Source organism: Amycolatopsis keratiniphila (assembly GCF_000400635.2).
Classification (GTDB): Bacteria; Actinomycetota; Actinomycetes; order Mycobacteriales; family Pseudonocardiaceae; genus Amycolatopsis; species Amycolatopsis keratiniphila.
Genome location: NC_021252.1, coordinates 368,075 through 389,566, shown reverse-complemented (window position 1 = coordinate 389,566; position 21,492 = coordinate 368,075). Strand labels below are relative to the sequence as shown.

17 protein-coding genes and 1 pseudogene are annotated in these 21,492 nt (G+C 69.7%); 8 read left to right on the top strand and 10 right to left on the bottom strand.

Translation table 11 applies throughout. The annotated features are described in order from the left end of the window. Positions 1 to 211 precede the first annotated feature (211 nt). Positions 212 to 604, bottom strand: a complete 393-nt coding sequence (locus AORI_RS42840) for a MerR family transcriptional regulator (protein ID WP_016330823.1) — start codon at positions 602 to 604, stop codon at positions 212 to 214. Between the two features lie 56 nt (positions 605 to 660). Between AORI_RS42840 and AORI_RS42835 the strand changes: the two genes are divergently transcribed. Continuing rightward, on the top strand, positions 661 to 1,617 hold the full coding sequence (locus AORI_RS42835) for an SDR family NAD(P)-dependent oxidoreductase (RefSeq protein ID WP_016330822.1): 957 nt from the start codon (positions 661 to 663) through the stop codon (positions 1,615 to 1,617). Here AORI_RS42835 and AORI_RS42830 read toward each other — a convergent pair. Then, the gene (locus AORI_RS42830) at positions 1,614 to 2,702 is read right to left on the bottom strand and encodes an alpha/beta hydrolase family protein (RefSeq protein WP_016330821.1); all 1,089 of its coding nucleotides are present in this window, start codon (positions 2,700 to 2,702) and stop codon (positions 1,614 to 1,616) included. The genes AORI_RS42835 and AORI_RS42830 overlap by 4 nt on opposite strands. A 141-nt stretch (positions 2,703 to 2,843) precedes the next feature. Here AORI_RS42830 and AORI_RS42825 point away from each other — a divergent pair, with 141 nt between their 5' ends. Both AORI_RS42825 and AORI_RS42820 read left to right on the top strand, forming a co-directional pair. Further along, the gene (locus AORI_RS42825; protein WP_016330820.1) at positions 2,844 to 4,040 is read left to right on the top strand and encodes a sensor histidine kinase; all 1,197 of its coding nucleotides are present in this window, start codon (positions 2,844 to 2,846) and stop codon (positions 4,038 to 4,040) included. Continuing rightward, complete coding sequence (locus AORI_RS42820; protein ID WP_016330819.1) at positions 4,037 to 4,684, top strand: response regulator; 648 nt, start codon at positions 4,037 to 4,039, stop codon at positions 4,682 to 4,684. Before AORI_RS42825 ends, AORI_RS42820 begins: the two co-directional genes overlap by 4 nt. Here the strand turns inward: AORI_RS42820 and AORI_RS42815 are convergent. From AORI_RS42815 to AORI_RS82115, 5 genes and pseudogenes are all read right to left on the bottom strand, one after another. Beyond that, the gene (locus AORI_RS42815) at positions 4,674 to 5,318 is read right to left on the bottom strand and encodes a GNAT family N-acetyltransferase (protein ID WP_016330818.1); all 645 of its coding nucleotides are present in this window, start codon (positions 5,316 to 5,318) and stop codon (positions 4,674 to 4,676) included. The genes AORI_RS42820 and AORI_RS42815 overlap by 11 nt on opposite strands. Positions 5,319 to 5,421: 103 nt before the next feature. Then, positions 5,422 to 5,625 carry a cold-shock protein gene (locus AORI_RS42810; protein ID WP_016330817.1) on the bottom strand — a complete coding sequence of 68 codons (204 nt, stop codon included), beginning with the start codon at positions 5,623 to 5,625 and terminating at the stop codon, positions 5,422 to 5,424. 122 nt (positions 5,626 to 5,747) lie between these two features. Next, complete coding sequence (locus tag AORI_RS83625) at positions 5,748 to 5,906, bottom strand: hypothetical protein (RefSeq protein ID WP_158509118.1); 159 nt, start codon at positions 5,904 to 5,906, stop codon at positions 5,748 to 5,750. Positions 5,907 to 6,111: 205 nt separating this feature from the next. Continuing rightward, positions 6,112 to 7,020, bottom strand: coding sequence for a trypsin-like serine peptidase (locus AORI_RS42805; RefSeq protein WP_016330816.1), 909 nt, complete (start codon positions 7,018 to 7,020; stop codon positions 6,112 to 6,114). Between the two features lie 38 nt (positions 7,021 to 7,058). Continuing rightward, positions 7,059 to 8,586 (bottom strand): annotated as a pseudogene (locus AORI_RS82115) (nucleobase:cation symporter-2 family protein). Positions 8,587 to 8,800: 214 nt separating this feature from the next. Here AORI_RS82115 and AORI_RS42795 point away from each other — a divergent pair. The 4 genes from AORI_RS42795 to AORI_RS42780 all read left to right on the top strand — a co-directional run bounded on the left by AORI_RS42795 (position 8,801) and on the right by AORI_RS42780 (position 15,998). Next, a complete protein-coding gene (locus AORI_RS42795; RefSeq protein WP_016330814.1) occupies positions 8,801 to 13,237 on the top strand; it encodes a DUF6531 domain-containing protein in 4,437 nt (1,478 codons plus the stop codon). Positions 13,238 to 13,306: 69 nt separating this feature from the next. Next, positions 13,307 to 14,515: an amidohydrolase family protein gene (locus tag AORI_RS42790; protein WP_016330813.1), complete on the top strand. Its 1,209-nt coding sequence runs from the start codon at positions 13,307 to 13,309 to the stop codon at positions 14,513 to 14,515. A gap of 168 nt (positions 14,516 to 14,683) precedes the next feature. Further along, a complete protein-coding gene (locus AORI_RS42785) occupies positions 14,684 to 15,412 on the top strand; it encodes a dienelactone hydrolase family protein (protein ID WP_016330812.1) in 729 nt (242 codons plus the stop codon). A 340-nt stretch (positions 15,413 to 15,752) separates the two neighbouring features. After that, positions 15,753 to 15,998, top strand: coding sequence for a hypothetical protein (locus AORI_RS42780; RefSeq protein ID WP_016330811.1), 246 nt, complete (start codon positions 15,753 to 15,755; stop codon positions 15,996 to 15,998). A gap of 16 nt (positions 15,999 to 16,014) precedes the next feature. On the opposite strand, the gene AORI_RS84110 is transcribed toward AORI_RS42780, so the two are convergent. Together AORI_RS84110 and AORI_RS42770 are read right to left on the bottom strand one after the other, a co-directional pair. Further along, positions 16,015 to 16,851 carry a class F sortase gene (locus AORI_RS84110; protein ID WP_016330810.1) on the bottom strand — a complete coding sequence of 279 codons (837 nt, stop codon included), beginning with the start codon at positions 16,849 to 16,851 and terminating at the stop codon, positions 16,015 to 16,017. 71 nt (positions 16,852 to 16,922) lie between these two features. Further along, the gene (locus AORI_RS42770) at positions 16,923 to 17,927 is read right to left on the bottom strand and encodes a hypothetical protein (protein ID WP_123798253.1); all 1,005 of its coding nucleotides are present in this window, start codon (positions 17,925 to 17,927) and stop codon (positions 16,923 to 16,925) included. On the opposite strand from AORI_RS42770, the gene AORI_RS82355 reads away from it, so the two are divergent. Continuing rightward, on the top strand, positions 17,893 to 18,564 hold the full coding sequence (locus AORI_RS82355; RefSeq protein WP_123798251.1) for a hypothetical protein: 672 nt from the start codon (positions 17,893 to 17,895) through the stop codon (positions 18,562 to 18,564). The two genes, AORI_RS42770 and AORI_RS82355, sit on opposite strands and share 35 nt — an antisense overlap. A gap of 100 nt (positions 18,565 to 18,664) precedes the next feature. On the opposite strand, the gene AORI_RS84525 is transcribed toward AORI_RS82355, so the two are convergent. Beyond that, a complete protein-coding gene (locus AORI_RS84525) occupies positions 18,665 to 21,364 on the bottom strand; it encodes a COG1361 family protein (protein ID WP_043847852.1) in 2,700 nt (899 codons plus the stop codon). Between the last annotated feature and the right edge of the window lie 128 nt (positions 21,365 to 21,492).

The following is a 21,492-nucleotide window of genomic DNA, read 5'->3' as shown; positions in this document are numbered from 1 at the left end:
CCGGTGGAAGAGCGGGGCGAGGAAGCCGTGTAGACGCCACGGAACATCGATGGCGCGATCTCGACCCGCGAATCGTTGCGCATCCGCTTGGCCTTCCATGCCGCGTCATACGTCCGGATGTACGCGTGATCGCCTACGACGGCGATGTTGATCGCCGTCCCGTTTGAACGTCTTCAGCAGGATCGTCTTCTGGGTGGTGAACCCGTGACCGCTAGCGCCAAAGCTCGTTCGCGGTCCCCCGCGCGACGTGCTCCTCGTAGACCTCGACCTTCCGGCTGATCAGTTCCAGGCAATCGGCCAGCTCGGCTATCCGGTCGCGGACGGTGTTCTGGTGTTCCCGCAGCAGTTCGAGCCGCTTTTCCTCGTTTCCCGGCCCTTGGCGGACGAGTTCGGCGAATTCGCGGATGACGGCGAGCGGCATTCCGGACGCCCGGAACTTCGTGCAGTTCAGCAGCCATTCGACGTCGTGTTCGGTGTACACGCGGCGGCCGTTCGCGTCCCGTTTCACCGGCGCCGCGAGCAGCCCTTCCTTCTCGTAGAAGCGAAGCGCGTGCACGCTGAGGCCCGTCCGCTCGGTGACCTGGCCGATCGCGAGTTCCGTCACCAGGCTGACGATAGCGCCTTGACCTAGAGGGCCCTCTAGCTCTTAGCGTCCGCCCCATGACCACCGCACAACACAAGATCGGCTCCGGCTTCGGAGCGCGCAGCACCGCCGAAGAAGTACTGAACGGCATCGACCTCTCCGGCAGGCTCGCCCTCGTCACCGGCGGGTATTCGGGGCTGGGCCTGGAAACCACGCGGGCACTGGCGAACGCCGGCGCGCACGTGGTCGTCCCGGCGCGCCGTCCGGCCGATGCCGAGGCCGCCCTCGCCGGGATCCCCGGCACCGAGGTCGGCGAGCTCGACCTCGCCGACCTGGCGAGCGTCGACGCCTTCGCCCGCCGCTTCCTCGGCACCGGCCGTCCGATCGACATCCTCATCGCGAACGCCGGGATCATGGCCGCGCCGGAACGGCGGGTCGGCCCCGGCTGGGAGTCGCATTTCGCGATCTGCCACCTCGGCCACCACGCCCTGGTGAACCGCCTTTGGCCCGCGCTGAAGGCCGGCGGCGGCGCCCGCGTCGTCACGGTGGCCTCGTCCGGCCATCACTCGTCGCCGATGCGCTGGGACGACGTCCAATTCGAGCGCGGCTACGACCGCTGGCTCGCCTACGGCCAGGCCAAGACGGCGAACGTGCTGTTCGCGGTGCACCTGGACAGGCTCGGCGCCGACCACGGGATCCGCGCGTTCAGCCTGCATCCGGGCGCCATCCTCACTCCCCTGCAGCGCCATCTGCGGCCGGAGGAAATGGTCGAGCGCGGCTGGATCGACGAGCAGGGGAACCAGGCCGACCCGGACTTCAAATCGCCGGAGCAGGGCGCGGCCACCCAGGTCTGGGCGGCGACGTCACCGCGGCTCGACGGGATGGGCGGGCTCTACTGCGAGGACTGCGACGTCGCCGAGATCGCCGCCGAAGAGGGCGAGTGGGTCGGCGTGCGCCCCTACGCCATCGACGCCGGTGAGGCCGAGCGGCTCTGGACGTTCTCCGCCGACCTCACCGGGGTCTCCCTCGGCTAGTTCCAGAACTTGATCTCGGGGTTGTCCGCCACCGGCCCGTCGAGCAGCGGCTGATGCCCGCCGCGCAGGTTCGCGTCGAAGAACGCCGAGACATACGCCCTGGTCAGCTGCATTCCACGCTCGCCACCGAGCAGACCGGGCTTGCTCAGCCCGAGTTGCTCACCGAGCACGCCGACGTCGGTGAAGGACGCGTGCCCGGCCGTCGCGACGCTGATCCAGCGCTTCCAGCCGGTGAGGTTCGGCCAGCTGCCCGCCCAGGTGGTGTCCGGGCCGACCGGGGTGTACTCGCTTTCGCGGCCGAGCAGCAGGAACGGCCGGTCGATGCCGGACGCGGGGATCGGCGACCACAGCCTGCCGTCCAGGTCGGCGCCCGCCCGGATCCGCTGGTCGTCGACCATCGCGGTCGGCGTGCTGTACCCGCCGATGGAATGCCCGGCCATCCCGATCCGCGTCCGGTCGATCAGCCGGGCCCAGCGCGACGAAGGCCTGGTCAGGGTGTCGAGGACGAAGGAGGCGTCCGCCGAGCGGATCGGCGGGAGCAACGTGGAGTCCGACCCGCAGGCGGCGCATCCGGTGACGTGTCCGTCGGGGAAGGCGGTGCCGTGGGACTCGTAATTGTGGCCGATCAGCGCGACCACGAAACCCTTGCTCGCCAGGTCTTCGGCCAGCCCGGTGAGCGTGGTGCGCGGTTTGCCGAATCCCGGCGACAGGACGACGAGCGCGTGCTTCCCCGGCAGCGGCGGGGCGTCGACCCTGGCGCTGGTACGGAGCCCGGAGAGCAGCGCGGGGTCGACGTCGGGAAGCCCCGATTCGGTCAAGAACGCCTTGGCCTCGGCCGAGGTGAGGTAGGGCCGTTTCTGGCCGAAAGGCACCAACGCGGGATAGAACATCGACACCATCAGCTCGCGCGGCCCGGACGGCACCCAGGGGTCCTCGCGCGAAGAGTCGGTCAGGTGCAGATCGGTGGAGCCGACGGGATGCGAACCGGTCGGCGGCGGCAACTTGAGTCGTGGAGCCGCCGCGGCCGGGCTCGCCAACGACACCAGGCCGGCGAGGGCGACCAGCGCGACGAGAAGCCTTCTCATGAGGATTCCGTTTCTGTCGGGGATCTTCCTGGCGTCCAGCCTGGGACCCGGTGCCGTATTCGCGCGTCTGCCGCTGGTCGTATCCCGATGTCTGCCGCGAGAGGGATCCGCGAGGCGCCGGTCCGGGATTACGCTCGGCCGGTGCTCTCCTTCCTCAGGAACCACCCGAAAGCCGTGGACATCGGGCTGACCGTGCTCGTCGGACTGTCCACTGTGGTCTCGGCCGATGATCCGGAGGGCTTCGACTGGTGGCTGACCTCCTTGGTGGCGTTGGCTTCCCTGCTCGTCCGGCACCGCAGTCCCGCGATCACCTTCGTGACCGGCGCGACCGTCTCACTCCTGCATCTGGCCATGGGCAACGATCTCCGCCCGGTCGACGTCGTGGCGTTGATCGGCCTCTTCTCGGTCGCGGCTTGGGGTTCTCGACGGCTTTCGTTCGCGCTGCTGGCGGCGAGCCTGCTGGTCACCGGTGCGTGGACGATCCACGCCGCCGACGCGAATTCGCGGGAACCGGCTCCGATACCGCCGCGGATCATCATCATCGATCCGCTGGCGCCTCCCGAGCCGAAGGACGACCAGGTGCAGGACTGGGGCGGTTTTCCGGGCATCGGATTGTCGCTGGCGGTGGCCTGGCTCGCCGGGCTGAACACGCGGCAGCGCCGGATCCGCCTTTCGGTGCTGGAACAGCGGGCCGCCGACCTCGAACGCGAGCGGGACGCCCAGGCCGCGCTGGCCGTGGCCGCCGAACGCGGCCGCATCAGCCGCGAGCTGCACGACGTCGTCGCGCACGCGCTTTCGGTGGTGGTGTTGCAGGCACAGGGCGCCCAAGCCGAACTGGAGCGGCGGCCGGAGCGGACGCGGGAGGCGCTGGACGCCATCGTCGGCACCGGGCGGACCGCGTTGGCCGAGATCCGGCGGCTGCTCGGCGCGCTCGGCCAGGACGAGCCGGATTGGGAGCCCCAGCCCGGCGCCGAACGCCTGCCGCGACTGGCGGCCGACGTCCGTACCGCGGGCACGCCGGTCGAGTTCCGGGTCGAAGGAGATCCCCGGCCACTTCCGTCCACAGTGGACCTCGCGGCCTACCGCATCGTGCAGGAGGCGCTGACGAACGTGCTGAAACACGCCGGCCCGGCGGCGTCGGTGACTATCGTGATGCGGTATGAGCCCGACACGCTGGAGATCGAAGTGACCGACGACGGCATCGCGGCGGCAGAGCCGTCCGGCTCCGGGCACGGCCTCGAGGGCATGCGGGAACGGGTGAACGTCCTGGGCGGCACCTTCGACGCGGGACCGCGTCCGGAGCGCGGCTTCGCCGTCCGCGCGACCCTGCCGTCATGACGATCCGGGTGGTCATCGCCGACGACCAGTCGCTCGTGCGCACCGGCCTGCGGATGATCCTGGACAACGCGGACGACATCGACGTCGTCGGCGAGGCGGGCGACGGCGCGGAGGCCGTCGCGCTGGTGGCGGACCTCGACCCGGACGTGGTGCTCATGGACATCCGGATGCCCGAGATGGACGGTGTCGAGGCCACCGCCGCGATCGCCGCGGCCCATCGTGCCCGGGTCCTGGTGCTGACCACGTTCGACCTGGACGAGTACGTCTACGCCGCGCTCCGGGCCGGGGCCAGCGGCTTCCTGCTCAAGGACGCGCTGGCGCCGGATCTGCTCGCCGGCGTCCGCGTGGTCGCCTCCGGCGAGGCCACCCTCGCACCCACCGTCACCCGGCGGCTGCTCGACCGCGTCGTCACCGGCCTGCCCGCGGCGCCGCCGGACGACCGGCTCGCCCTGCTCACCGGGCGGGAAAACGAGGTGCTGCAGCAGCTGGCCCGGGGACTGTCGAACGCCGAGATCGCCGAGCTGCTGTTCCTCTCACCGGGCACGGTGAAGACGCACGTCGGCCGCATCCTCACGAAACTCGGCCTCCGCGACCGCGTCCAGGCGGTCGTGTTCGCCTACGAATCCGGGCTGATCAGCCGCTGACCGCGGCGGGCGTACGCCAGTGCTTGCCGCGACGGGGCCGGCGGTGCTGGCCACGCCTGCCGAGGTCGCCGAGCGCGTCCAGCGGCCGGGCGGCGAACTCCTCGGCCGTGATGCCCATCCGCACCAGGTACTTGATCTCGCCGCGCACCACCTCGGTGTCCCGGAGCCTGCCTTCCTCGCGGAAGCCGAGGCCGCCGTGCAGCGAGAGCGACGCGACGTTGCCGCCGTACACGCTGACCTCGCATTTGCGGAAGCCGCGCTGCCCGAACATATGCGCCAGCAGGACGGTGATGGCGTCCGTGGCGTAGCCGCAGCGCTGGTGACGCGGGGCGATCCCGATGCCGTAGCCGAACTTGCCGGTCGCCGGGTCGGCGCCGATGGTGCAGATCGAGCCGACCAGCATGCGGCCGCGCACCGTCTCGATGCCGAAGTGGATGTCGTCGCCCGCGGACCCCGAACGGTGCGAAGCCCAATGCCGGTGCCCGCCGCCGATCAGCGGCGTCGCCTCGCGGGCCATGTCCCGGTCGAAGCCCATCAGGACGCGGCGGTCCCGGAGGCCGACCTCGCGCAACCGCACCTTCCGCCCGACCTGCTCGGGCTCCAGGGCGGAGCGGCTCACCGTGTCCGGCCGCACGTGTGCTCACGAACGATCACAAGCATGCCTCGACGATATCGGTACCCGAAACGCCCGAAGGCCCCCACCCGGTACGGATGGAGGCCTTCGGCGTGAGAGAAAGTCAGATGGCGACGACGCGCTGGGCCTGCGGGCCCTTCTGACCTTGGCCGATTTCGAACTCGACGCGCTGACCCTCGTCCAGGGACTTGAAGCCGGTGCCCTGAATCTCGGAGTAGTGCACGAAAACGTCCGGTCCGCCGTCGTCCTGAGCGATGAAGCCGAAGCCCTTTTCGCCGTTGAACCACTTAACGCTGCCCTGAGCCATACTTTTCTACCTGCTCTTCATAGCGAGTCTGAGCCCATTCGATGCCCCGATCTCGCTGTCCATTGTCGCAGGTCTTGCCCGTTCGCACACGCTGCCGTCCCGAACCGGGTCATTTCCCCAGGTCAACATCGACCTTGGCGAGTCGGCCGGATCGCCGGATCGCCGGTTTCGACGTCGCCGGGAGCGGTGACGTCCACCCGCGTGGCGGCCGCCTGCCCGCCGCCGCTCCGCTGCTGCCCGCCGAGCGCGGGCCGCGGAGCCGCGCCTGTCCACAGGGGCACTGCACGGCGACTCCAGTGGGGGTCGTGAGTGAAAAAGAGGGTTAGAACGATCCTTGCCACTCACGACCCCCGCGAAAGCGCCCAAATCAGACACTTCGATGGGGGTCGTGTCCCTCGTGGACAGCGACAGGCCTACTGGGCGCACCCGTCCACCGCCACCTTCCACTGGCACCCGAATTGCCGCTCACGACGAACACGAAGCCGTTCAGAGTTCACCCGCCCGCTCGTACAGCCTCCGCACGGGCTCGGTGAAAGCGGCGCCGCTCAGGTCCGTGGTCACGCCGTCCTCGGTCATCGTCCCCCGGCTCGTGACGCTGAAGATCGTGCCCTTGCCACTGGCGGGGTCGAAGTTCCGCAGCCACGGGCCGCCACTGGAGCCGCCGGCCAGATCGCAATCGGTGTTCCACGTCGTGGTGACCGAGTTCGCCTCGCGCGTGGCGGGCCGGACGCAGGAGAACAACGCCTCGCCACCCGCCGCCCGCGACACGGGATAGCCGAACATGGTCGTGTCCACAGTGGACGGCAGCTCCTCGAACGAGATGTCCTGGGTGCCCGCGACGTCCGCGACGTGACGGCCCCCGACCGGGTCCAGCGCGATCACCGCGTCGTCGTCCGACCCGCTCATCGGCCCCGCGTACGTGCTGGACCAGGCGAAAGACCGCGCCGGGAAGACGCCGTGCGGTGCGGCGCCGCGGTCGTAACCCGGGACGAACACGACGTTGACGATCTTGATCGGCCGGTCGAACCGGTCCAGTCCCCCGTTCACGCAGTGCCCGGCGGTGAACGCGACATCCTTGCTGGCACTGGGAATCACCGTCGCCGTGCAGGATCCGTCGACGCCGGGCTCGGCGGTGAAGAACAACCGTCCAACGCCCGGCGGGACCGGCCCTTCCCACTCGCGGCCGATCTTCTCGGCGGGCGGCAGCTCCTCGTCGCCCACCCACTGCCGCATCCGCTCCGGCGTCCAGTGGGCCAGGGCCGCCGCCCGGCCGGCCTCGCTCACCACGGTGACGACCTGGTCGTCGGCCGTGGCCGGAGCGGCGACGACCACCGTCGCGGCACCGAGGGCGGCCGACAGGGCGGCGATCCGGCGAACCGCGTGCTTCAAGTCCATACGAAGTGGACGTTCCGGCCGCCGGGAAGGTTGTTCACTCACCCGTGCGCGTCTGGCTCCGAACCGATCCGGTACGACACAGGCCTGCCTTCTTCGTCCCGCACCTCGACCGGGTTGCCGTCGGCGTCCACGATCTTGCCGTCGACGATCTTGTCGCCGTTTTCGAGGCGGGAGAAGGCTTTCAGGTCGGAGTAGTCGATCACCCTGGTCGCCGTCGCGAACACGGACGGATCACCGCCCGCCTTGGCGGGCTTGAGGTGGTTGAACAACAGGTTCAGCAAGACGGCCGTGAGCGCGGCGGAGCTGATCCCCGAGTGGAAGATCGTGCCGACCCACGCCGGGAAGTGGTGATAGAACTCCGGCGCCGCGATCGGGGATCATGCCCATCCCGACCGACGCCGCGACGATCACCAGGTTCATGTTCCCGTTGTAGTCCACTTTGGACAAAGTCTTGATGCCGGACGCGGCGACCGTGCCGAACAGCACGAGACCGGCACCGCCCAGCACCGGATACGGGATCGCGGCCACCACGCGGCCGAGCACCGGGAGCATGCCGAGGATCAGCAGGATCACGCCGCCCGCGGTCACCACGAACCGGCTCCTGATCCCGGTGATCGCGACGAGGCCGACGTTCTGGGCGAACGCGCTCTGCATGAACCCGTTGAACACCGGTGCGATCGCCGAGGACGCCATGTCGGCGCGCAGCCCGTCGCCGATCCGGCGTTTGCCGACCCGCGTGTCGACGATCTCGCCGACCGCGAGGATGTCGGCCGTGGTCTCCGTGAGGGTCACCAGTACGACGATGAACATCGACACGATCGCGGCGACGTCGAAGGTCGGCATCCCGAAGGCGAACGGGGTCGGTACCGCGAAGATCGGGCCGTCCCAGACCTTGGAGAAGTCGGCCTTGCCCAGCACGGCGGCCAGTACGGTGCCCACCACGATCGACAGGAGGATCGAGAGCCGGGAGATCGCCGGGACGGCGACCTTGCTGAGCAGCAGCACGATCGCCAGCGTCATCGCGGCCAGCCCGACGTTGGAGACCGAACCGAATTCCGGCGATTTGGTGTTGTTGCCCATCGCCCACTGGGCGGCGACCGGCATCAGGCTGAGCCCGATCACGGTGATGACCGTCCCGGTGACGACCGGCGGGAAGTACTTCACCAGCCGCGAGAACACCGGCGTGATGAGCAGGCCGAGCGCGGCGGACGCGATCACCGAGCCGAAGACGGCGGGCAGTCCGCCGTCCGCGACGATCGCGGTCATCGTCGCCACACCCGCGAAGGAGGTGCCCTGGACCAGCGGCAGCCGGGAGCCGAAGAAGGGGATGCCGAACGACTGCAGGATTGTCGCCAGCCCGCCGATGAACAGGCACGACGCGACGAGCAGCCCGATCTCCGCCGTCGAAACGCCCGCGGCACCGCCGATGATCAGGGGCGGCGCGATGATCCCGCCGTACATCGTCAGGACGTGCTGGATGCCGTAAGTGAAACTCTTGCCGATCCCGAGCCGTTCGTCCTCGGGCCTGCCGCTCGCGGCCGTTCCGGCCTGCGTCCTCTTCACCATGGATCCGCCTCTCGGTAGAAGCGAGCGATGCCGGGCAATTTCAATCTGCGGAGGTTAACTTCCACATAGCAGAACTCGCAAGACCCTGCCCGTACGGGTCGATCTCCCGGCGCGCGGACAAAGATCCTTTCCCGCACCGGGTTCCCGGGGCGCGGCGATGGTAGAAATCGCCTGGCCCAGTCGGCGAGGATCCCGAGGCAGGAAGACGGCACATATGGCGAATCCGCTGGTCGCTGAACGTGAGGACTCCACCAAGGGACACTCCGGCGTTCCGCTGCTGGAATCGGCGAACGACCTCAAAGAAGGCATCGAGAAGGGCGACTGGGCCGCCGTCGCGATGGGCGCGGTCGGGACGGCCCTCGACGCACTGTCGATGGCCATGGATCCGTTCGGATCGATCCTCGCCGCGGGCGTCGGCTGGCTGCTCGAACACGTCGGCCCGCTCTCCGACGCGCTCGACGCCCTGACCGGCGACGCCGACCAGATCAAGGCACAGGCCGAAACCTGGACCAACATCGCCAAGGAACTCGGCGCCGTCGGCACGGAGCTGACCGACCTGGTCAAGGCCGACCTGCAGACCTGGGCGGGCGACGCGGCGGACCGCTACCGCGAACGCTCGGTAGACACTGTCAACGTCCTCATGGCCGCGCAGAAAGGCTGCGAAGGAGCGTCCAGCGGGGTCAAGACCGCGGGCGAGGTCGTCGCCGCCGTCCGCACCCTCGTCCGCGACATCATCGCCGAACTCGTGGGCCACCTCATCAGCTGGGCGCTGCAGGTGCTGTTCACCCTCGGCATCGGGCTGACCTGGGTGGTGCCGCAGGTGGTGACCGCGGTCGCCAAGACCGCCGCGAAGATCGCCGACATCACCACCAAGCTCGTCAAGGCGCTCAAGGGTTTGATGCCGCTGCTCAAGCGGGCCGACTCGCTCTTCGACGACGCGGCCAAGGCCCTGCGCAAACTGCAGGGCGGGAAGGTCGACGCCCCGCCGCCGCCCAAGACCAAGGGCGGCAACGATCGCGGGCTCGACGAGGGCACCACCGGTTCGAGCGCCGGCGGCGGCAACAATGGTGGTGGCGGCGGTGGCGGCAACTCCAACGACAGGAGCATCGACACCAAGAGCGACAGCGACCAGACGAACAGCAGCGGCACCGGCGGCGGGGGCAACCGGGACCGGGGCGGCAGCACCGACACCACGAAGAAGGACGGCAACGGGGACCGCTCGACGTCCTCGGATTCCAAGAACTACTGCGGTGACCCCGTCGACGTCGCGACCGGCGAGGTCGTCATGAAGCAGATCGACGTGACGTTGCCCGGCGACGCGGCGGAGCTGGAGCTCTCCCGCACACATCTGTCGTCCTACACCGCGGGCCGCTGGTTCGGTCCTTCTTGGACGTCCACAATGGACCAACGACTGGTGCTGGCGAGCGACCGCGTCCTGTTTTACGCCGAAGACGGCATGGTGCTCACCTATCCCGTTCCGACGGGTACGCCCGTGCTGCCGGCGCAGGGGCCGCGGCACCGGCTGCGCCGCGCGGCGGACGGCTATCGGCTGTCGATGGGCGATCGCGAACTGCGTTTCGCCGGTGCGGGCCGGATCCTGCCGCTCGTGGCGATCGAGCAGAACGGCGGACGGACCGAGTTCGCGTACGCGGCCGACGGCACGCCCGTGGGGCTCCGCCGCGACGACGGCGTCGAACTCGCGATCGGCACCGCGAACGGGCGGATCGTCGCGCTCGGCGCTCCGGGGCAGCCGCCGCTCGTGCGCTTCGCCTACAACCGGCACGGCCAGCTGAGCACCGTGACGGACTACGCCGGCCGCCCGATGACACTCGATTACGACTTCGGGCACCGGCTCGTCGGCTGGAAGGACCGCACGGGCACCTGGTACCGCTACGTCTACGACGACGCCGGGCGCTGCGTCCGCGCCGTGGGCGCGAGTGGGTACTACAACGCGACGTTCGTCTACGAGCCCGGCACGACCCGGCACACCGACGCCGTCGGCCACACGTGGACGTACCGCCTCAACGACGCCAAGCAGCTGATCGAACGGATCGATCCACTGGGCAACTCCCAGCGCTACAACTGGAACCGGCGCGACGAGCTTCTGTCCACAGTGGACGAAATCGGCCGGGAGACCGGCTATGAGTACAACGAAGACGGCGAACTGGTAGCCGTCCACCGTCCCGGCGGGGAAACGGTGTCGCTGGCGCACGCCGCGGGCGAAGTCCGGCTGTCGGCGGGAGACGTCCGGCGGACGGTTCCCGCGTTCGATCCGGCCACCACCCTCACCGGCACCGGGCTGCCGGTCGAGATCCCGGACGCGCCCGACCCGCTCACCGACGCTCCGGTGACGGATCGCCCCGGCGACCGCGACCTGTTCGGCCGTCCGCGGCTCGCGTACACGGCGTCCGGCGGCGCGGCGAAGCTCGGCTGGACGGCCGACGGACGGCGCGCGTGGCGGCTCGGCCCGGACGGCGGCCGCGAGACGTGGGTGCACGACGCGGAAGGCCACGTCGTCGAGCACCGTGACGCGACCGGTGCCGCGCGGCGCCGCAAGTACGGCCCGTTCGGCCTCGTCATGGAGGAGACCGACGCGGCGGGCGCGCGCACGCTGTTCACCTACGACGGCGAACTGCGGCTCACCTCGGTGACGAATCCGAACGGCCGCACCTGGCGTTATGTCCGTGACGCCGCGGGCAGGCTCGTCGAGGAGACCGACTACGACGGCCGCCGGACCGGCTACACCTACGACGCCGCGGGGCAACTGCTTCGCATGATCAGCAGTACGGGTGACGCGACCGAGTACTTCTACGACCTCCAGGGCAACGTCGTGGCGCGGCGCACCCCGGACGACGTCACGCGGTACGAATACGACGCGCTCGGCAGGATGACCGTCGCCGAGAACATCGAGTCGCGGGTCGAGATGGTGCACGACGGGGATCAGGTCGTCGTCGACACGATCAACGGTCTCGGGGTGTGCTGGCGGTACGACGGGGACGTGCTCGTCCGCCGGACTTCTTCCGGTGTGGACAGTGAGTGGCGGTTCACCGAATCGGGACTGCCGCGGTCGCTGAAGATCGCGGGGCACGAGATCGAATTCGGCTACGACCACGCCGAACGCGAGATCACGCGCGGCGTCGACGGCACCGTGGTGCTCCGGCGGCGCTTCGACGCGGAAGACCGGCTCGCCGAAGAGGAGATCGCGGGCGTCGGGACACGCGTGTACGGCTACCGCCCGGACGGCAGGCTCGCCGCCGTCGACGACGCGATCCGGCCGTGGCGGCTCGGCTTCGACGCCGCGGGCCGGGTCAGCGAGGCACGCGGACCCGCGGGGGTGGAGCGGTTCACCCACGACGCGGCGGGCAATCTCACGCACGACGAGGGCGTCTACGACTCCGACGAGCGAGGGCGCGTCACCGCCGACCGGTCCTGTGCCTACGAGTGGGACCACCTCGACCGGCTGCGCTCGGTGCGCACTCCCGACGGCGCGCTCTGGACGTATCACTACGACCCGCTCGGGCGGCGGTTCGCCAAACGCCGCTGGCTGATCGATCAGGACGGCGAGGCCGAGCTCACGCACGACGTCCGCTTCCTGTGGAGCGGGATGACCGTGGTCGAGCGCATGGACTACGACCCCGCCGACGAGTCCTACCGGCTCTTCACCTGGGAACGCTACGACGACGACCGTCCCGTCGTGCAGATCGAGCGCACCGGTGGGCTCGAAGACGCGTTGTTCCGCGCCGTGATCACGTCGCCGGCGGGCACGCCGACCGAGATGCTCGACGAACGCGGCACGCTGGTCTGGCAGGACCGCAGCAGTTTCTGGGGTGTGCCGCTGCCCGGCGCGGACACCGCGTCGATGCCGCTGGCCTTCCCCGGCCAGCACCGCGACGAGGAAACCGGGCTGCACTACAACGTTTTCCGCTACTACGACCCGCGGACGTCGCGCTACCTCAGCCAGGATCCGCTCGGCCTCGCGGCCGCGCCGAACCCCGTCGGCTACGTCGATCAACCACTGCTCGTCGGCGACCCGCTCGGCCTCGCCGGCACCTGCGGCAAGAACGGGCCTGGCAGCCAGCCCCGGCCGCAGCCCGCCGGGCCCAGCGGGCAACCCCAGCCGTTGCGGAGGAGCCCGCGGAAACCTCCCATCGACGTCGACAAGATGTCGAAGGAGGAGTTCGAGAAGTTCAAGCCGAAACTCGACGAGATCCTGAAGGCGGACAAGCACTTCTTCTGGTCCGGCGGTACCAAGAAGCGCAAACGCGGCGAAGAGGACGAGTACCTCGGCTCGATCGAGGAGAAGGCCACCAAGATCGCGAAGCAGAACGGCGGCAACACCCTCGAGGGCACCCTCAAGGACAACAACATCAAGATGCCCGGGTGGATCAACGATCCCAACGACCCGAGGAGGCCGCTCGTCCAGGAGAAGTGGGACTACGTCTCCGAAACCTTCGCCAAGAACTCCAACAAGGACACCCACGTGGTCTTCCCCTACTGGCCGGGCAAGGGTCACGACGTCTACCCGCATCGCCGCGAGGACAACGTGTTCGACGTGACCGAGTACCCGAGGCTCGAATCGATGGGGATCGACCACATCACCAAGCACAACGCGGAAACCGGGCACACGCGCCCGTACCGGCACACGAAGTGAGTCGCCTGACGTTGCCCCCGCGATAGGGCTTTGGTATACCAAAGGGAGCTCGTCGAGAAAGGTGCTCCCTTGTTGATCCGTGACGTCCGCCCCTGGGGTGGACAGCGCAGCGACGTCGAAGTGGCCGATGGCCGGATCACCGCGGTACGGCCGCACGATCCCGCCGCCGCGGCGGCGCCGGACACCGTCGACGGGCGCGGGCGGCTGCTGTTCCCGTCGTTCAGCGACGTGCACGTCCACCTGGACTCGACGCGGATCGGCCTGCCGTTCCGGCCGCACACCGGCGCGCCCGGCGTGTGGGCGATGATGCTGAACGACCGCGAGAACTGGCGGAACGCCGAGGTCCCGTTGCCCGAACGCGTCGCCGGGACGCTGGAGCGGATGATCGCCAACGGCACCACCCGCGTGCGCACCTACGCGCAGGTGGACGTCGATTGCCGGCTCGAGAAGCTCGATGCCGTCCTCGCCGCGAAGGAGCGCTTCGCCAAGCACGCGGACGTCGAGATCATGGCGTTCCCGCAGGCCGGGATCCTGCGCGAACCCGGCACCGTGGACGTGCTGGAGGCGTCGCTGCGCTCGGGCGCCACGGTCGTCGGCGGGATCGACCCGTGCTCGCTGGACAAGGACCCCAAGGGGCATCTCGACGTCGTGTTCGGGCTCGCCGAGAAGTACGGCGTCGAGGTCGACATCCACCTGCACGAACCCGGCCACCTCGGCGTGTTCTCCACCGATCTGGTGATCGAACGGGTCCGGGCGCTGGACATGCGCGGCAAGGTCACCATGTCGCACGCGTACGAACTGGGCTCGATCTCGGAATCGGTGAGCCGTCGCCTGATCGACACGTTCGCGGAACTGGACATCGCGATGGCGACCGTCGCGCCGTCGACCGACGGACAGCTGTCGCTCGCGGACCTCACGACCGCGGGGGTGCGCGTCGGCCTCGGCGAGGACGGACAGCGGGACTACTGGAGCCCGTACGGCAACTGCGACCTGCTCGACCGCACCTGGCAGCTCGCCTTCACGAACGGCTTCCGCCGCGACGACCTGATCGAGATGGCGCTGGCCGTCGCCACGATGGGCGGCGCGTCGATCATGAGCCACGACGTGCCGCGGCTGGCGGGCATCGCCGACCGTCCAGGGGTGGCCGTCGGCGACCGCGCCGACCTCGTGCTGGTGGACGGCGAGACCCCGACGAGCGCGGTGATGGACCGCGGCAAGGACCGCACGGTGCTGCACGACGGCGTCGTCGTGGCGGACGGGCTTTCGGTGGTGGGGTAAAGCGCTGGTGTCCGATCGCGGCCGCTGCTACCTTGCCGGAGGCCGTGCGAGCGAACGAGGAGGTGGTACCCGTGGACATCGAGTCATGGGTGCTCCCCTCAGGGGTCACGGTCGGGCGGTAGGTCGTCCGGGAGCGCCGTTTCACGAGCACTCCCGAAAGGCACGACCATGCACTTCACTTCCGAAAAACACCTCGAAAACGGTGTTCTCGAGCGCGAATTCACCCTCGGCGAGATCCCCGGCATCCTGTGGACGCCGGAGTCCGCGGCGCCGGTCCCGCTGATCCTGATGGGCCACCCCGGCGGACTGGGCGGGATGCACCCGCGGCTCGTCGCCAGGGCCCTGGGTTGCGCGGCGGAGGGCTACGCCTCGGCCGCCATCGAACTTCCCGGAGCCGGTGACCGGCCGCGTTTCCCTGTCGTCGACGAGGCCCGCGCCGATCTGCGGCGCGTGCTGAAGGCCGGCGAGCCGGTCACCGACGACATCATCGACCGGCTCGTCCTCCCGCTGGTCGAAACGGCCGTCCCGGAATGGCGGACCGCCCTCGACGCGCTCCTCGCGCTGCCCGGAATCCGCGGCCCGGTCGGGCTTTCGGGCGGGGTGATCGCCATCGGCACCCGGCTGGCGGTCGTCGAACCGCGCCTCGAAGCCGCCGTCCTGTTCGCCGGGAGTTATGTGCCGCGCAGCATCCTCGAAGAGGCCCGACAGGTCTCCATCCCGCTGCATGTCCTGCTGCAGTGGGACGACGAAGGAAACGACCGGCAGCAGGCGCTGGATCTGTTCGACGCCTTCGGCTCCAAGGAGAAGACGTTGAACGCCAACATGGGCGGGCACACGGGCGTCCCGTGGTTCGCGGGGGAAGCCGCGGGCCGGTTCCTCGCCCGGCACCTGAAGTGAGGTTCGGGGCCGCGGCGGAATGGCCGTTCCGCCGCGGCCCCCGGCCTCGGGCCGTATCTTGAGCGGAACCGCGGCGATCCGACCGGAGTGCGGAGTGGACGAACGAGCCCGAGACATCCTGTGCGGCTTGAGGCGGCGTCCGTTCCGCTGGACGTCCTCACCCACCTGGCAGGCTCGATCCGGATCGGGCCGAACCCGGTGCCTCGTGTCGTGACGGCGACAGACGACGAACTGCGTCTTCTCGCGGCATCCCCGTCCGCACGGGTCCGCATGCTGGTCGCCGAGCGCACCGCACTACCCGCGGACGTCTTCGAACTGCTCGTGACGGACGACGACATCCGTGTCGCCAAAGGGAATCGCGCCACACCCCGCGCTGCCGGCGGACCGGCTGCGGGCACTCTCCGAACGGCACGGGCCGAGCCTGTTCCGCAGGCTCGCGACGAACCCCAACTGCGACCCGGACCTGCTGCACCACACGGCACGCAACGCCACCGCACGCCGGACCTACCGCGCGGTCGCCGAACACCCGAACCTGCCGGTCGAGGTGATGGAGCGGCTGATCGCTGCTTACAGCCATGACGGGTGATGACGGGCTTCCGTGCTCACCCATGCCGGTCGTGGCCGTCGTCTCCTTCGAGCCGGGCGAAAACGATGACGTTGTCGCGGTATGAGCGCGCGGCCCGGTCGAAGGAACCGCCGCAGGTGATCAATCGCAGTTCCGGACCGGCGGTGCGGCCGTAGACCTCCTTGGTGGGGAAGCGATCTTTGGGGGCGTGCAGGGTCCGGCGCACCACGAAGATGACGACGGAACCGTCCGCGCGTTCGACGATGACGCGGTCTCCCGGCGCGAGTTCGTGCAGCCGGTAGAAGATGCCGGGCTGGGTCGCGCCGTCGATGTGACCGACGATCACCGCGGGCCCGGTCTGGCCGGGTGCCGGCCCCGGCTCGTACCAGCCCGCCTGCATCGGGGTGGTCACCGGCGGGGTCCGCATGCGCCGGTTCGCGTCGAGGCCGAGTTCGATCAGCGACGAGTCTGCGCCGAGTTTGGGGATGTGCACCGCGGTCGGGGTCACTCGGACCGCGGGGTCGACGACCGTCGGGGGCGCCGGTGGCGGAGAGGGTCGTGAGTCCGCCATGGCGGGCGTGGGCGGTGTGGGCATCGGGGCCGTGGTCAGACTGATCACCAAACCCAATGCCGCCGCGGCGGCCATGGCCGAGGTGATCGCGCCGAACCCGGGCCTTTGCCTGTCCTTGCCCCGGCACAGCTGTCGACCGGCCTGCTGAAGCGTCTCCCAACCGACGCCGACGATGATCACGAGCGACGCGCTCACCACCGCGAAGCCGGTGTCACCCGGCAAGAACGCGACGGCCGCCAGCATCCACGCCAGGCCGACCAGGGCGAGCAGGAGCAGGCGGGTCCGGATGGTTTCGACAGCCATGCCTCTCCAGTCGTCGAACGAGGAGGGATGGTGTGGTGTGGCCGGGGCAAGGCCACACCACACCGTTCCCCCTATCGGAAGTGACGACGGCGCGCGGCTGCCGCTGTCACCATGAGCAGGGCGATCACCAGGAAGGCGATTCCGCCGCCGACGGGCCACTGATCGTCAGCGGTCCCGCCACCACCGGCCTCGACGGCACCGGCGGGCACCGGGTATCCGGCATCGAAGTGCTCGCCGGAGGCGCCGTGGTGCGACGCTTCGGCCGAACCGCTGTGCGCTCCGGTCGCATGGGAAACGAGACCGCTCCCCACCATGACCGCTCCATGACCGGCACCGGCGGTGCCGTGCCCGGAGCCGCCGGTCTGGTGACCGGACGGGGCGCCACTGGACGGCGAACCCGGGTGAGTCCCGGGATCACCGTGCGGGTCGCCGGTGCCCGGTACCGGCAGCGGAGCAGGTACCGGTGCCGGACCGGCGGGGGCGAGGTGGACGGTGCCGGTGGCACCGGCCTGCTCACCGTTCGCCGTGGTGCCGGTGACCGTGACCGGCGTCGCGGTGGTACCCGCGGTCGGTGTGAACGTTCCGGTGCACACGGTGCTTTCACTGGCGGCCAACGTGCTGTCGTAACAGGTCAAGGCGCCATTGGGAGTGGTGCTCTCGACGTTGCTGACCGTGCCGGTGCCGGTGTTGGTCACCGGCACGGTCACCGTCGCCGGCTGGCCGGCGGTGACCGGTACCGCGTTGCCCGGTGATCCGGCGTCCGTGCCGTTGACCGTGGGCGTGCCCATGGTCAGGTCGCACGAACACCCGGTGTCGCTGCCGGTACCCGGTGCCGGGCCGGCGGCGGGCGCGACGTGGGCGGTGCCGGTGGTGCCGGCCTGCTCACCGTTCGCCGTGGTGCCGGTGACCATGACCGGGGCCGTGGTGGTGTCCGCGGCCGGGGTGAACGGCCCGGTGCACACGGTGCTTTCACTGGCGGCCAACGTGCTGTCGTAACAGGTCAACGCACCACTGGGGGTGGTGCCGCTGACATTGCTGACGGTGCCGGTGCCGGTGTTGGTCACCGGAACGGACACGGTCGCAGGTTGGCCGGCGGCGACCGGTACGGCGGTGTCCGGTGATCCGGCGTTGGTGCCGTCGACCGTGGGCGTGCCCATGGTCAGGTGGCACGAGCACCCACTGTCATCGCCGCTGGAGCCGGTGTCTGCCGGAGCGGACGTGGTCGTGGCGGTGGTGGCGGCACTGGCCGTGTCGTCACCCGTGGTGGTGGCGGTTGTTGCCTCCACCGGCTCGGCCGTCGGTACTGTCCCGGCGACGCTGGTGTCCGGCTCCCCGGTGATTGCCGAGGTTGCCGCGGTCACCGGGCTGGACGAGCCGGCTTGGCCGGTCAGCGCGGAGCTGACCGGTGCGAGGACTCCCACGACAGGCGAGACCGGCCGAGTCGCCGACGCGGTGCCCGCCGAGGTGGCCGAGCCGGTGCCCGTTGTCGTTGTTGTCGTTGTGGTGGTGGGTGTCGACGCGGATGCCGAGGTCGTTGCCGCCTGCCGCGGCTGCACGAGTCCCGACACCAGCGACGTCACGGTGGTCAGCGGGCTGGTGCCCGCGGTCGTGTCGGTCGCCTGGTCACTTGTTCGCGAAGGCCCGGTGTCCTCCTCGGCGTGGGCCACACCCACGCCGAGGAGCATCAAGCCACCTGCGAGTAACCCGGCCTGAATGGACCGTTTTACCCAGGTACGCATGAGAAACCTTTCCACGCTCTGCTGAGGCTGATCAGTTGTCTCGGCGGTGTCCGGCTGTCGTCAGCCGATGTCTGTCAGTGCGTGCCCGCGCCGGTGATCATGGACAGCGGCGAGGTGACCGCCGACCCGGTCGACGTGGTGTGCCCGGTCGACCCGGTCGAGCCGGTCGACGACGTGGCCGATCCGGTCGGCACAGTCGACGTGCTCGACTTGGTCGGCGTGGACGACTTTGCCGACACGGCCGACTTGGTCGGCGTGGCCGCCTTGGCCGAGGCGGCCGATCCGCTCGCGGCGGTGGTGGCGGTCGAGTTGGCCGGGTCGCAGGTGCAGACACCGGTGGTGGTGTAGTTCAGCGAGAACCCGGCGGTCGAGGTGTTGCCGGCCGCGTCCTTGCCGGTGAAAGTCGCCTTCACCGTCTTGGCGCCAGGGCTCGCGGTGAACGCGATCGTGCACTGAGTGCTCGCTCCGGGGGCGAGCGTCGTGCCGGCGCAGGTGACCTGGCCGTTCTGCGAGGTGCCCCGCAGGTTGGTGATCGGCGCGGTGCCGGTGTTGGCCACCTGCACCTTGATCGTGGACTTGCTCCCGGCGGGCACGGTCACGGTCGAGTTCGGGCCCACCACGGCGCCGTTGACCGAAGGCTTGCCGGTGATCGTCAGCTTGCCGGAGCCCGAGGCCGTACCGGTGTAGAAGATCCGGCAGCTCTTGCTCTGCTGGGTGCCGTTCGGCCCCGACACGGTGAAGTTGAACTGCGCGGAGTTCGCGCCCGGCCGCGCGGTCGTGGTGACCGTGCAGCGAGTGGTGCTGCCCGGCGCCAGCTGGCCCGAGCCGCAGTTCAGCGTGCCGAGCGAGGTGGTGCCGCCCAGCCCGGACACCGGGACGGTGCCATTGTTGGTCACCGGAATCGTGATGGTGACCGGGCTACCCGACGGAACGTTCGGACCGGGGGCGCTGCCCGCGACCTTCCCGTTCACCAGCGGGGTACCGACGGAAATGCTCGCCGACGGCTGCGGCTGCGGAGTCGGCTGCGGAACCGGAGTCGGCTGCGGGACCGGAACCGGGTGCGGAGTCGGCTGCGGCGTCGGAACCGGCACCGGGGTCGGCTGCGGCTGCGGGTTGCCCAGCAATCCGGTCACCGGACCCAAGATCCCACCGAGGGCCGGCAGACCGGGCAGTCCGGGCTGGGTCGGCGTACCGGGCCCGCTGGGGGTACCCGGCAGGGGCAGGCTCGGCAGACCCGGAAGAGGCAACCCCGGAAGACCCGGCGCGGGCGTACCCGGAGCAGGCGTGCCAGGAGCAGGCGTGCCCACGTAGCGAATCGTCATCTCCGAACTGACGGTCGAGCCGTTCGGCTTGGTGCCGGTGATCGTCAGCTTCGCGCTCTGCGAACCCGTCTTCGCCGGGGCCGTGAACGTGAAGGTGACGGTGCCGCCCGGCGCGACCGAGGTCGCGGACGAGGTGACGGTGCCGCCCGGGAACGAGCCGCTCAGGTTGGTGATCGGCTCGGTGCCGGTGTTGGTGAAGGTGACCGAACCCGAGACCGGTGAACCGGCCGGGATGCTCGGACCTTCGCCCGAGATCGGCGTGCCGCCGATGGCCGGGACGCCCGGCCGCAGCGGAGTCGAGCCGGGGTTGTTCGACGGACTTCCGAGCAGCGGCAGGCCGCCGGTGAGGGTGTCACCACTCGAGCCGGGCAGACCCGGCAGGCCGAGCGACTGGAACGTCTTGATGTTGTCGGTGACCTTCAGGACATCCAGCACCGCGGCGGGGTCGCCGCTGCTCACCTTTTCGAACGCGGTCTGCCACAGCAGGCGCATGGCGTCGAAGTTGTTGCCCGCGAAGGACAAGTACTCGTCCGGGGTGAACACCGTGTCGGGGCCGAGCCGGTTCATGATCTCGGCGACCTGGAGGGTGTTGTAGAGGTAGTCCGGTGCCAGGACCCTCGCCGGGTCGGGAACGCTCGGCATCCCCTTCTGGACGAAGTCGACCACCTTCTCCGGCGTCGGCAGCCGGGACATGTCGAGGGCCATGGTCTTGGTGTCGATGGGCAGGCCCATGCCGCCGCACCCCGTGGCCATCGTGAGGTAGTCGGTGCCGTGGCCCCGCACGTGCGAGGGGTTGAAGATCGGGATCCAGCCCAGCGGCCCGCCGTAGGCGTCGATGACCGGCATGTGCGAGTTGCCGATCGCACCGCTGGCCATGGACAGGATCAGGTTCTTGTACGCCGGGTCCGTGTGGTAGGTCAGGGCGTGCGAGTTGCTGCCGAGCAACGGAATCCCGTCCTCGTTCTTCCACATGTGCTGCAGGAAGAAGTCGCAAGCGTCGCCGCCGCCCTCATGGGAGGTGTCACCGGTCGAGTGGCCACCGGACTGGTTCGGGTCGACGGACGTCTGCTTCGTCTCGCCGCCGAACAGGCCGCCGGTGAAGATGCCACCGCTGAGCACGTCGCCGCTGAGGAACTTGCCGACCGTCGGGATCTGCGCTGTCGGGAGGTCCCCGGCGGGGACCGGGCCGCTCGTTCCGGAAGTACTCACCGACGAGCCGGGCTGAGAGCTCGCGAGCAGTGAGGTGGTGTCCGTTCCGGAAAGGCCGAGGCCGTCGAGACCCGGCAGAGCGGCGGCGGCGGTGTTCGTCACCAGGCCGACCAGCGCGAAGGTCGCGGTGACCGATATCGCGGCCCCGCGCAGCACGCGGTTCGATCGGCGGGAGTATGGATTGGCCTTGAAAAGGCCGGGGACTTCGGCGCGATGGCGCCTGGTCCGGCGTGTGAGTTTCATTTTCAACGCTCCAGTTCATGAGCGCCTGCCGATAACGGATAAAATCGGCACGGCGGTTGACGTGTCTGCTGTGAAACGGGGTTTTGTTCACCGACAGCCCTCGGACACCAGCCGTTGATGGGAGGTAG